Source organism: Janthinobacterium sp. CG_23.3, assembly GCF_046115965.1.
In the GTDB taxonomy this organism is placed as follows: Bacteria; Pseudomonadota; Gammaproteobacteria; order Burkholderiales; family Burkholderiaceae_D; genus Janthinobacterium.
In genome coordinates, this window is the sequence record NZ_JBJXIB010000039.1 from 31,193 (window position 1) to 42,186 (window position 10,994).

Here is a 10,994-nt window from a genome sequence, read left to right on the forward strand (position 1 = left end):
GCAAATGCAAGCCATTTGCATTATAATTCAACAAATGCAACTATATTGCATTGGCATTCCGCCTCCGTTTTTTATGGGACTCCACCATGCTCCACACCAAATTGCCTGTCACCGTACTGTCCGGTTTTCTCGGCGCAGGGAAGACCACCTTGCTCAACCACGTCTTGCGCAACCGCGAGGGCAAGCGGGTTGCCGTCATCGTCAACGATATGAGCGAGGTGAATATCGACGCTGCGCTGGTGCGCGACAGCGCCCACGCCGCCGGCGCCGCGCTTTCGCGCACCGAGGAGCGGCTGGTGGAAATGTCGAATGGCTGCATTTGCTGCACCTTGCGCGACGATCTGCTGCTGGAGGTGCGGCGCCTGGCGGCCGAACAGCGTTTCGACTACCTGTTGATCGAGTCGACCGGCGTCGGCGAACCGATGCCGGTGGCGGCCACCTTCGACTTCGAGGACGAGCACGGCGACAGCCTGAACGACGTCGCCCGCATCGATACGATGGTAACCGTGGTCGACGCCGCCAATCTGCTGGCCGATTTCGGCAGCGAGGATACACTGGCCGAGCGCGGCGAGACCGCCGGCGAGGAGGACGAGCGCCAATTGGCCAATTTGCTCACCGATCAGATCGAGTTTGCCAACGTCATCGTGGTCAACAAGACCGACCTGGTCGACGCCGCCGAACTGCGCCGCGTGCTCGGCGTGGTCAAGGCGCTCAACCCGCTGGCGCGTATAGTCGAGACGCAAAACGCGAACGTGCCGCTGGACGCCATCTTGAATACCGGCCTGTTCGACCTGGAGCGGGCGGCGGCGATGCCGGGCTGGGCCCAGGAGCTGGCCGGCAACCATGTGCCGGAAACGGCGGCCTACGGCATCGACAGCTTTGTGTTTCGCGCCACCGAACCCTTCCACGCCCAGCGCCTGCACGACTTCCTGATGACGCCGATCCCCGGCCTGGTGCGCAGCAAGGGCTATTTCTGGCTGGCCAGCAGACCCGACTGGGTGGCCAGCCTGTCCGGCGCCGGCAAGCTGATGAATATCGAGCCGGTCGGCATGTGGTGGGCGGCCGTGCCGGAAAAGCGCTGGCCCAAGGACGCCGAATCGCTGGCGGAGTTGCGCGCCAGTTGGCGCGAGCCGTATGGCGACCGGTATCAGGAAATCGTGTTTATCGGCCGCGACCTGGACCGCGCGGCGATCGAGGATGGCTTGCGCGAATGCCAGTTGAGCATTGTCGAAACGCGCAAGGGCATCAAGGCCTGGCGCCGCTTGCCCGATCCATTCCCGCAATGGCAACGCAGCGACGAGCGCGAGCTTGTCAATTAACAATCGGAGCGCGCATGAGCGAACTGGTACCCGTCACTATCATCACCGGTTTTCTCGGCAGCGGGAAAACCACCTTATTGAAGCGGATTTTGCAGGGCGACCATGGTTACCGCATCGCCGTGATCGAGAACGAATTCGCCGCCGAGGGCGTCGACCAGGCCGTGCTGCTGGAGCAGGGCGCGGAGCAAATCGTTGAAATGAACAACGGTTGCATCTGCTGTAGCGTGCGCGGTGACCTGGCGCGCATCCTCGGCGAATTGGCGGCCAAGCGCGCAGCCGGCGCCGTGGTGTTCGACCATTTAATCATTGAAACCACCGGCCTGGCAGCGCCCGGACCGGTGGCGCAAACGTTTTTTGTCGACGAGTATGTGGCCCGGCATTATTTACTGGACGCGGTATTGACCGTGGTGGACGCCCGCCACGGGGGGCAACAATTGGACCGGCACACCGAGGCCCAGGAGCAGGTCGGGTTCGCCGACCGCATCTTGCTGTCGAAGACGGATCTGGTCGACAAGGTGGAACTGGCCGCGCTGCGCAGCCGTCTGGCGACGATCAATTGCCGCGCCAGGATACAGAAGGTAAGTTTCGGCAACGTGCCGATCAAGGAGATCATCGATATCCGCGGTTTCAACTTGAACCAAGTGCTCGAACTGGAACCCGAGTTCCTGGCCGACGCCGTGCCTCGCCACGGCGACGGCGTCGGCTCCTTCGTCTACCGCAACGCCGAGCCGATGGATCTGCGCCTGATCGAGGAATTTCTCGACGCGATCGTGCAAGTGTTCGGTGCGCAGATGATGCGCTACAAGGGTATCCTGCACATCGCCGGGGCGCCTTGCCGCGCGGTATTCCAGGGCGTCCACATGTTGATGGGCTGCGAACTGGGCGCCAACTGGGGCGAGCGCGAGTACCGCGAGACGCGTATGGTGTTTATCGGCAAGGATTTGCCGAGGACGATGCTGCAAAACGGCTTGGACCGTTGCGTGCACCGCGCCGGTTGACGCCAAGGCCACTAAGCCCCGGCTCTTTGCCTTGGCTTGGTTTTTAGCGCCCGCGGCTTATCGGTGTCCGCAGCGACTGCGTAATCCGGCAACGTTGGCCGGGGCGAATACGGGCTGGCTCCGAGCCAACGTTGTCGGCTTACGCCCGGTGGGTTCACCCGACCCACGACAATCGCCGGCGGTGGCTCACTTGCAGCGCGGGCACAGGCCTTTGATCAGGTAGTCCACTTCCTGGCTGTGGAAGCCTTCCGGTAGCGCCAACGCGGCCGGCAGTTTTACCTCGGTGAAACAGGTCAGGGTGGCGCATTTGGTGCACTGGAAATGCGCGTGCTCGTGCGACTGGTGGCCGGCGCCAGCGCTGAAGCGCCAGACTTGGTCGGCGCCGCCGATGCGGTGCACCAGCTGGTTTTCGGTCAGCCAGTCCAGCACGCGGTACAGGGTGACGGAGTCGATGCCGCTGTCCTCGGCCAGGCGTTGCTGGATATCGTGGTGGGTCAGCGATGCGGTTTGCCCCAGCAGGAAGTCGAGCACTTTCACCCGCGATGTGGTGACGCGGGCGCGGGTGTTGCGGATCAGTGTTTCGGCGGGCAGGGTAGGGGATGTCGACATAGAGTTTCGGCCAGAGTTAACGCAACTCATTTGCCGCATTTTATCACGGTGCAGCTTGCCCGGCAGGCTACTTCTTGAAGCTCCAGTAGCGCCCGGCGGCCACCTCCACTGGTTCGAGAAAGCGCTGGTCGGGCCGGGCGTCGTTTTTGATCAGATCGAAGATGTCGGACAGGGCCGAGCGCTTTTCGGCGAAATATGTGTGCTCCAGCATGCCGGTGTCGACGCCGGTGGCGTCGATGGTTTCGACCCGCTCGACGACGAGCAAGCCGGCGCCGCTGTCGCCGGCGCGCGGGTAGCCGTGCATCGCCTTCGACGCCGACAGCGCCATGTCCTCGGACGAGGCGTACAGCGTGACCGGGTTGCGCGCGCCCGCCAGCGCCGGCGCGATGTCGCGTTTGAACACCCCGGCGTCGATGTCGGGCGCGGTCAGGATGATTTCGGTGATGCGTTGCGCCATTACCGGCTGCTGGGCCAGGGCGGCGGCAACGGCGTGGGTCAGCGCGCGGTTGCCCATGTTGTGGCCGATCACGTAGACGTGCTGGGCGTCGCTCTTGTCGAGAAAGTCGAGCAGGAACAGCGTCAGGTTGCTTTGCGACCATTCGATGTTGGCCTCGTCGACGAGGTAGCCGGACGGCTCGCCCTGCGAGGGCCAGCTGTAGAAGACCGGCGCGCCGTCGAAGGCGAGGTCGTAACACATCTGTCCGGTGCGCCGCGCCGCGTCTTCGAAGGTGACGTTGTAGCCGTGCACGAACAGGAAGGCGCTTTTCTTGCCGGAGCGCTGGATCCGCGCCGACAGCGCGGCCAGGAAGAGGTCCTTGTCCTGCGCTTTGGCGTCGAGCAGCACGACATGCCGATCCGGGTTCTCGCGCCATTCCAGGCGCCATAGCGTGGGCGCCTCCAGTTCGCCCATGCGCTGGTCGCGCGGGAGGCCGATTTCGCAACTGCCATAGCTCAGCTCGGAGCGCAGCGCGCCGAATTTCTGCGCCGGCAGCACGCTGCTGGTTAGGTTGCGGTCGGTGGCAAAGAACACCTTGACGACCGCGTAGTTCGGCGCCGGCGCCGCGCCGTCGTCGCCGGCGGGCGCTTGCGTCAATGGCGGCGCAGGTGCCGGCGGCGGCGCGGCCGGCGTCACCGGCACCATCGGCGGCGGCTTGATCTGGTAGAGCAGGGTTTGCGCCGCCATCAGCACGTCGATGTCGTTGCTGACGTTGGCGCCGTTGAGCGTGTCGCGCAAGGCGAACTGGCGCGACACCGAGCTCGGATCGAGCTCGAGGCTGGCGATCGCTTCGAGGATCGGTTCCGGATCGGCGACTTTTCTGCTGATAACGGTTTTCAGACGAGTGTAGCTGAGCGCGACGACCTCGCGGACAAACGCGCGGCTGCCATTTTCAATGGCCGCAATGATGGCGGAGGTGACTAGATCCATCGCTACGCGCTTTCAACTCGCTTTCAACATTGTTGTGGCCGCGCTGTGCGGAACGGGAATGACCACGCCGCCGCTGACGTGCTCGGGGACGGCGACGCGAACCGGTTCGCTGGGCGGCTTACTTGACGATAGCACGTTACCGGTTTCGCCCGGCGCCGCGTTCCAGACCGGGTCGGTAATGCCTTCGAAACATGGCGGTTTTGTTGCAATTTTTTTGGATACAGGTCTGTTACCGGCGATGTGCGAAACCTGTCGTATCGAGATCCGACCCAGGGTTGTAGGAGTGACTTAGCGTTGGTTTGGCGTGTGCAGTAGGCGGGCGTCGCGGTCGAGCCAGCCCGCCAGCGCGAAGACGATGGCGCAGGCAAGCCACATCGACCACAGGGTATGGGTGAGGAAATGGGCGCCGCGCAGTTGCTGCAACCAGCCCACCGAGGCGCCGACGGCCAGCAGCAGTGCCAGCGCCAGCGCCGCCGTGCGCGGGCGTCGCGGCAGGAAGAACAGGGCCAGCGAGATGAGCCAGAGCGCGCTTGAGGCGTGCCCGCCGGGCATACAGTGGCCGGCGGGGACGCCGTGCGGCACCGTTTCCAGCAGTCGGATATACGCTTGCGTGCCGCCGTAGCGCTGCAAATCCCACGGGCAGTGCGAGCTGCTGAGTTGCTTCAGCGTGGCGATGATGCCGGGCACCAGCAGCGCCGACAGGGCGACCAGGCGCTGTTGCAGCCGGCGCAGCGGGCTCCAGGGCCGCGGCCGGACCAGGTCCCACGCGGCCGCGCCGACGGCCGCCAACCCCAGCGCGACCATCAGGCGCTTCAGGATGACGTGGCTGAAGGCGTCCGCCAGCCACGCGTCGCGCCACGGAAAGCCGCCCAGGCGGGCGTCGAAGGCGGCGTCGGCCAGCGCCAGGTCGATGTCGGTGCCGGCGCCGATCCAGGCGATTAACAACGCCGCCGCCAGCATGGCGGGCCAGACGCGCAGCTGGAGTCGGCGCCACGGTTTAGATGGCATGGCTGCAGGCATGGAACAGGTCCAGTTTCGGGTTGTAGGCGGAGGTGCTGATGTTTAACATGCCCAGTGTCGAGTGGAAGATGTTGTCGTGGGAAAATTCCTGGTCGGCGCGCGCCGCCAGGCAGCGCTGGTCCAGCCCGAAGCGCTGGCGGAAGCCGTCGGACAGCCACAGCATGAACGGCACGCGGCGCTGTTCAGGCGGTGAAATAACGTAGGGCGCGCCGTGCAGGTAGAGATTGTTTTCGCCCAGCGACTCGCCGTGGTCGGAAAAATAGACCAGCGCGGTGTCGACGTTGTCCTCGCGGCCGCTACGCTCGAGCAGCGCGATCGCCTTGCTGAGCACGTAGTCGGTGTAGCGGATGCTGTTGTCGTAGGCCGCCACGATCGCTTCGGTCGAGCATTTCGCCAGTTCATTGGTCTCGCATTGCGGCCCGAAGTGCTTGAACGCGGCGGGGTAGCGTTTCCAGTACGACGGCCCGTGGCTGCCCTTCTGGTGCAGCACGATGACCATGTCGCCGCTGGCGTTGCGGATGATCTCGGGCAGGCCGCGCAGCAGCCGTTCGTCGTAGCAGTCCTCGTCGTTGCACAACGGGTCGCCCGGCGCCGGCTGCGACAGGTCTTCGTATTTGACCCGGGCGCATACCCCTTTGCAGCCGGAATTGTTGTCGCGCCAGAGCACGTCGAGGCCGGCGTGGCTGAGCACGTCGAGCAAGCCTTCCTGGCTCCTCGCCCTTTCGTCCGAATAGCGCTGCCGGCCCAGCGCCGAAAACACGCACGGCACCGACACGGCGGTGGCGGTGCCGCAGGACTGCATGTGGTGGAAATTGAGCAGCCCCGCTTGCCGCGACAGTAGCGGGTTGGTGTCGCGCGCGTAGTGGTTCAGGGAAAAATTCATCGCCCGCGCGGTTTCGCCGACGACGATTACGGTCACGGTCTTGCGTTTGGCGCCGGCCCAGGCCACGCCCTTGACGGCGTCGGTGCCCAGCGGCGCCACCACCAGCGGCAGGCTCCACTTGCGCTTGAGATAGCCGTTGACCGCCTGGATGTAGTTGGACGGGGTCAGCAGAAAGCGCAATTCGCGGTGCTCGCGCATGGCCGGCGCAAGGCTCTTGAACAGCAGCAGCAACAGCACCGCGGCGACGGCCAGCGAGGCGGCGACCGCGCCGATGCTGTTGGCGGCATGGCGCCGCCGGCGTGGAAAACGCACGTCCGCATATAGCAGCGCCAGCGACGGCAGCACGCCCAGCAGCAACATGCTCGGCAGCATTTTCCAGCTCAGCAGCTCGGCTCCCTCGCGGGCGTCGGTTTCGACGACGTTCTGGACCATCGACCAGTCGATCGGGGTGCCGTACTGGTCCATGAAATAGCTGGCGCCGGCGGTGGCGAGGAACAGGGCCACCAGCAGCGGTTTGATGATGAAGCGAAAGTTGAACAGGGTCAGGCTGGCGTTGAACAGCAGTACCAGCAACAGAAACATGCCGATGTGCAAAGGGATATTCGCCAGATGGATGCCGCCGGTGTCGGCAAAGAAATTCTTCCAAAACGTGACATTGTAGAAGGAAACAAACAGCACGGAGGCCGCCAAGGGCAATACGGACGCGTCTATACGCGAAGGCATATGTATTTTCACTGCGGATTCCAAAGTAATGTCGGGCGCGCTCCGGGGGAGGGGGGGCGCAGCGACGGCAGATTACGTTGGACGCTGTGAATTCGCCGTTACGGCGACGTTAAGATTTCGTTAAAGCATCTTCCGCGGGGGCGAAGCGGATGCCGATTGCCGTGCCGGGCGCCGACGGCGAGGCTATTTCCAGCGTGGCGCCGAGGTATTCGCAGATGCGCCCGACCAGCGCCAGCCCCAGGCCGATGCCGGCCGAACCGGCGCCGAGGTCGACCGGGGCCGCCGCGCCCTGGTCGCCGCTGAGCATGGCGCGCAGCGCGTCGGGCAGGCCGCGGCCGGTGTCGGCGACCAGCACGCAGTGGTGTTCCAGCGCGACCGTGACCGTGCCATGGTCGGTGTATTGGCAGGCGTTGCGGATCAGGTTGCCTATCGCGGCGGCGACCAGTTTGCGCGGCGCCCGGATCGAAAAATCGGCGCCGCCGGCGTAGCGCAAGGACACCGGCTTGTTGCCGACCAGGTTTTGGTGCAGCGCGACCTCCTCCTTGACGACGTCGGCGAGCGACACGTCGGCCGCCTCGATCAGCGTTGGCGAGCGCGCCAGCAACAACAGGATGGCCACGCTGTCGCTGGCGTCGCTGGCGGCGCGGTGGATGCGCTCGGCGGGGCGGTACAGCAGCGGCTGGCCGGCCGTTTCCAGCATTAATATCTCGGCGGCGCCGGAAATGACGGTCAGCGGCGTGCGCAGCTCGTGGCTGACGTCGCCGGTGAAAAAACGCTCGCGGTCGAGGAATTGCTGCATTTCGCCGGTGTGCTCGGCGAAGGCGCGGGCCAGCACGCCCAGTTCGTCGTTGTTGTCGATCAACGGCAGCTCGGCGCGGCGCTCGGCCACCGCCGCCGACAGCGTGATGATCGGCGTGACGAAGCGGCGCGCGACGAAGGCGCCCAGCAGCAAGGACATGCCGATAAAGCCCAGCAAGCTCACGCCCAGCAGGGAGTAGACGGCCAGCTCGACCTCGACGTAGTCGCTTTCGTGGTCGACCACGACGTAGGGGGCGGCGGCGTCGCGGCCGGACAACACGTGCAAGCCGACGCCGTCGACGTCGATATCGTGCACGCCCGGCGGCAGGTTGCGCAGCGACAGCGGAATCGACTCGCCGTGGTGGAAACTCATTCCGGCCGGCATTTCAACCGGCAAGTTGCCGGCGTGGCGAGGCGAGGCCCATAGCGCCACCTCTTTTAGTCGCTCGTCAACCAGGCGCACTTCGATACCCTCGACGATGACGGCGGCGACCATGGCGAAAAACAGCGAGCAGCCAAGGGCGAACAGCAGGTAGGCGGTGACGATGCGCCGGCGCAGCGAGTTAGAGGGCTTCATCGGCGGCCACCAGTTTGAAGCCGATGCCCGGCACGGTGCGCAACATGGCAAACGGCTCCGGCTTGTCCAGGGCCTGGCGCAGCGCGTGAATGTGGGTGCGCAGCGCGTCGCTGTCGGGCCGGTCCTCGCCCCACACCTCGGACTCCAGCGTTTCGCGCGAGACCACGCGCGGCGCCGCCTTCATCAGGCACTTCAGCAGCGTATAGCCGGTTTTGGTCAGCGTCAGGGGGCGGCCGGCGCGGGCGGCCTGATAAGTCTCGGTGTCGAAGCTCAGGTTGCCGATGCTCAGCAGGGCGGCGCCGCCGTGCGCGCCGTGCGCGCGCCGCACCAGCGCCTTCAGGCGCACCTCCAGTTCGACCAGCGAGAACGGCTTGACCAGGTAATCGTCGGCGCCGCTGTCGAAACCGGCGACTTTGTCCTGCAGCGTGTCGCGCGCCGTCAGCATCAGCACCGGGGTGAGGTCGCGCAACTCGTTGCGCAGCTTGTGGCACAGCTCGATGCCGTTCAAGCCGGGCAGGGTGATGTCCAGCACCACCACGTCGTAGCTGTTGTCGTTGGCCAGGGCCAGGCCGGCGTAGCCGTTGGCGGCCGAATCGAGCACATGGCCCTTGGGTTCGAGGAATCCGTACAGGTTGGCGACGATATCGGGATTATCTTCAATGACAAGGATGCGCATGGAGTGGAATGGTGACGGCGGCGGAAAGCGCCAGTCTACACGGGGAGACGAGGGAAAACGGAAAAAATAGCACGCTAAGCAGATGATCCCGGCTTTCAGATCTGTTCTCAATACACGAACGATAAGCCGTATTCAGCTGCGAGCGGGGGTGACCACGGAATCGCAAAGTGAGAGAACTTCAAACTTCTTTTGGTCACCTTCCAGCAAACCGTCAACGAACAACAGGGTGCTGTCCCAGGCTTGTCAAAATGTAAGGGACACCTGTAAGCAATCCGCTAGTGGCGAAAGGCTGCCAGCAATGCACCCAGCCCTCTACGTTTGGGCGCCTAGCGGTGCCTGTAAATTTCCCGCACGTGCTTAACTACCAAAACTGGCAGGTAATCCCAAACGGAAGCGATCGCGGTAAGACGCGCCAGCTCCCACTGATAGAGCGCCGCCAATTCCTCGAACGGGCGATCGATCTCATTGCAAAGGGCATGAATGCTTTCCATGTGACGAGTCGTGCTGGCCGATTCACTCCGCGCATTGGAACGAGGAGAAGCTTCGCGCGCGTTACTCTCCTGGGAAACGATTGGGATCATAGTTCACCTCAACTTAAAGTTACGTTACGTCATGAAAAAAACGTACCTTGGAAAAAACATTGGAACCATATTTTTTGCGCACTAACCTCGATACATCATTTGTAACTGGCCATCCTTAAACGGCCCGTCGTACGAAACAGCGAGGCCAAGCCTTTAGTGTTTTGCTGCAGTTTTAAACCTATATAGCCGATAGCCAACGCTCCATCTTGAGTCGACGACGGTTCGGTTATGCCCGACAGTAGAGTTTTGGCAACTTCCAGGTCGTTTAGGCTACCAAGCCGATCTTGTAGTTGGGAGAGGGCAGAAATGTAGTGCTTGACGGCCTTGTTAGGCAAAAGATCGGAAAAAAACTCTGCGGCGTAGCGCGCTTTTTTTGCAGCGATACGAACTCGGTGTCGTGCTGACGCATCGTGTTGATTGGCAGAATTGACGCGACTGATGAGGCGCTTCTCTGCCTTTTTGAGTAATGGCGTCATCCCATCAACGGCACGTTTTGCTAGCGCTGACTTCTTCGAGAGATGCTCTTCTTTTCGCCAAGCTCGTCCATGAAACCAACCATTTAATTGCAATAAGAGTTCGGTGTAACGAGGCTCATGCAAGGAAAGTACGAGAGTTTGATGCAGCGACCTTGCTTGTGTTGTGGCCAGGGCTACGAGGCGCCCCTGGTTTGGCGTATTAATTTCATCCAGTGTCGAGGTAGCCAGCACGTCCCAATCCCGCGTGGCTCCGAGTTCTCCAGCTAACCAATCCAAGCTGACGCGGACTTCAGGTGGGAGCTTTGCCAATGGCTCAAACATATCTAACAGCGCTCGCAACCGCCGCAGACCCACTCTCATCTGGTGGAGACTTTCGACGCTCTGATTCAAAACGCCAGGCATGTTGGCTTCCATTTGTTGTAAACAGTTAAACCCCATGCAACGGAACGCATTCTCTAGACTCATTTTAGGGAGAAGTTTCACACGTCCCGCCTTGACCGGTTCGGGTGGCCGATTTTCCAGCATTGCGTATCCTCGTGCTGCCTTACTATCGTTCGAAAGTTCCAACGGTATGTCTCTGTGCAACGCGAGCGCGAGGTCGAACAGTTGCGTCGGATTACCTTTTTTCAGTTCAAATTCCAGCTCTTCGATTGGTAAATTCTGACCTCTACAATCAATATTGCCGGAGTCCAGCGAACACTCGACTTGTTGGCCATCCGGTAGGTCCAAATTCCAAATCGTACGATGGGTGGTGTTTGTGAAGATGGGGTACAGATGCTCGGCAACATTCGGAGATCGCAAGAGTTTGGCGATCCCCCTGTGCCAATATAACTTGAGACACCTACCCGATTAATTTAAAGTACAGCGGTAGGTTCCAACATGCACAACCGAAAGCATCAAATTAGCAG

The 10,994-nt window shown here is 62.5% G+C and carries 10 protein-coding genes; 2 read left to right on the top strand and 8 right to left on the bottom strand.

Annotated features, from left to right (window positions below; translation table 11 throughout):
* The first annotated feature begins 86 nt into the window (after positions 1-86).
* Both zigA and ACFDR9_RS11650 read left to right on the top strand, forming a co-directional pair.
* The gene (gene zigA / locus ACFDR9_RS11645; RefSeq protein WP_409031097.1) at positions 87-1,319 is read left to right on the top strand and encodes a zinc metallochaperone GTPase ZigA; all 1,233 of its coding nucleotides are present in this window, start codon (positions 87-89) and stop codon (positions 1,317-1,319) included.
* A 14-nt stretch (positions 1,320-1,333) separates the two neighbouring features.
* The gene (locus ACFDR9_RS11650; RefSeq protein WP_409031098.1) at positions 1,334-2,317 is read left to right on the top strand and encodes a CobW family GTP-binding protein; all 984 of its coding nucleotides are present in this window, start codon (positions 1,334-1,336) and stop codon (positions 2,315-2,317) included.
* 186 nt (positions 2,318-2,503) lie between these two features.
* Here ACFDR9_RS11650 and ACFDR9_RS11655 read toward each other — a convergent pair whose 3' ends face one another.
* From ACFDR9_RS11655 to ACFDR9_RS11690, 8 genes are all read right to left on the bottom strand, one after another.
* Positions 2,504-2,926: a Fur family transcriptional regulator gene (locus ACFDR9_RS11655; protein ID WP_026132599.1), complete on the bottom strand. Its 423-nt coding sequence runs from the start codon at positions 2,924-2,926 to the stop codon at positions 2,504-2,506.
* Positions 2,927-2,993: 67 nt separating this feature from the next.
* Positions 2,994-4,352 (bottom strand): alpha/beta hydrolase, encoded by a 1,359-nt coding sequence (locus tag ACFDR9_RS11660; protein WP_409031099.1) that lies wholly within the window; start codon positions 4,350-4,352, stop codon positions 2,994-2,996.
* Between the two features lie 288 nt (positions 4,353-4,640).
* Complete coding sequence (locus ACFDR9_RS11665) at positions 4,641-5,360, bottom strand: phosphatase PAP2 family protein (protein WP_157406475.1); 720 nt, start codon at positions 5,358-5,360, stop codon at positions 4,641-4,643.
* Positions 5,350-6,978, bottom strand: a complete 1,629-nt coding sequence (locus ACFDR9_RS11670; RefSeq protein WP_409031100.1) for a phosphoethanolamine transferase — start codon at positions 6,976-6,978, stop codon at positions 5,350-5,352. Before ACFDR9_RS11670 ends, ACFDR9_RS11665 begins: the two co-directional genes overlap by 11 nt.
* Positions 6,979-7,087: 109 nt before the next feature.
* Positions 7,088-8,353: a sensor histidine kinase gene (locus ACFDR9_RS11675; RefSeq protein ID WP_409031101.1), complete on the bottom strand. Its 1,266-nt coding sequence runs from the start codon at positions 8,351-8,353 to the stop codon at positions 7,088-7,090.
* Positions 8,340-9,029: a response regulator transcription factor gene (locus ACFDR9_RS11680; protein ID WP_017875517.1), complete on the bottom strand. Its 690-nt coding sequence runs from the start codon at positions 9,027-9,029 to the stop codon at positions 8,340-8,342. The genes ACFDR9_RS11675 and ACFDR9_RS11680 overlap by 14 nt, the downstream gene beginning before the upstream one ends.
* Before the next feature lie 326 nt (positions 9,030-9,355).
* Positions 9,356-9,610, bottom strand: coding sequence for a DUF3562 domain-containing protein (locus ACFDR9_RS11685; RefSeq protein ID WP_017875518.1), 255 nt, complete (start codon positions 9,608-9,610; stop codon positions 9,356-9,358).
* Between the two features lie 95 nt (positions 9,611-9,705).
* The gene (locus tag ACFDR9_RS11690) at positions 9,706-10,887 is read right to left on the bottom strand and encodes a CHAD domain-containing protein (protein WP_409031102.1); all 1,182 of its coding nucleotides are present in this window, start codon (positions 10,885-10,887) and stop codon (positions 9,706-9,708) included.
* Positions 10,888-10,994: the final 107 nt, after the last annotated feature.

Excerpts from the sequence above, each read along its gene's own strand:
- ACFDR9_RS11655 (WP_026132599.1), bottom strand. The coding sequence starts at position 2,926 with ATGTCGACATCCCCTACCCTGCCCGCCGAAACACTGATCCGCAACACC.
- zigA (WP_409031097.1), top strand. The coding sequence starts at position 87 with ATGCTCCACACCAAATTGCCTGTCACCGTACTGTCCGGTTTTCTCGGC.
- ACFDR9_RS11680 (WP_017875517.1), bottom strand. The coding sequence starts at position 9,029 with ATGCGCATCCTTGTCATTGAAGATAATCCCGATATCGTCGCCAACCTG.
- ACFDR9_RS11665 (WP_157406475.1), bottom strand. The coding sequence starts at position 5,360 with ATGCCATCTAAACCGTGGCGCCGACTCCAGCTGCGCGTCTGGCCCGCC.
- ACFDR9_RS11660 (WP_409031099.1), bottom strand. The coding sequence starts at position 4,352 with ATGGATCTAGTCACCTCCGCCATCATTGCGGCCATTGAAAATGGCAGC.
- ACFDR9_RS11685 (WP_017875518.1), bottom strand. The coding sequence starts at position 9,610 with ATGATCCCAATCGTTTCCCAGGAGAGTAACGCGCGCGAAGCTTCTCCT.
- ACFDR9_RS11650 (WP_409031098.1), top strand. The coding sequence starts at position 1,334 with ATGAGCGAACTGGTACCCGTCACTATCATCACCGGTTTTCTCGGCAGC.
- ACFDR9_RS11670 (WP_409031100.1), bottom strand. The coding sequence starts at position 6,978 with ATGCCTTCGCGTATAGACGCGTCCGTATTGCCCTTGGCGGCCTCCGTG.
- ACFDR9_RS11675 (WP_409031101.1), bottom strand. The coding sequence starts at position 8,353 with ATGAAGCCCTCTAACTCGCTGCGCCGGCGCATCGTCACCGCCTACCTG.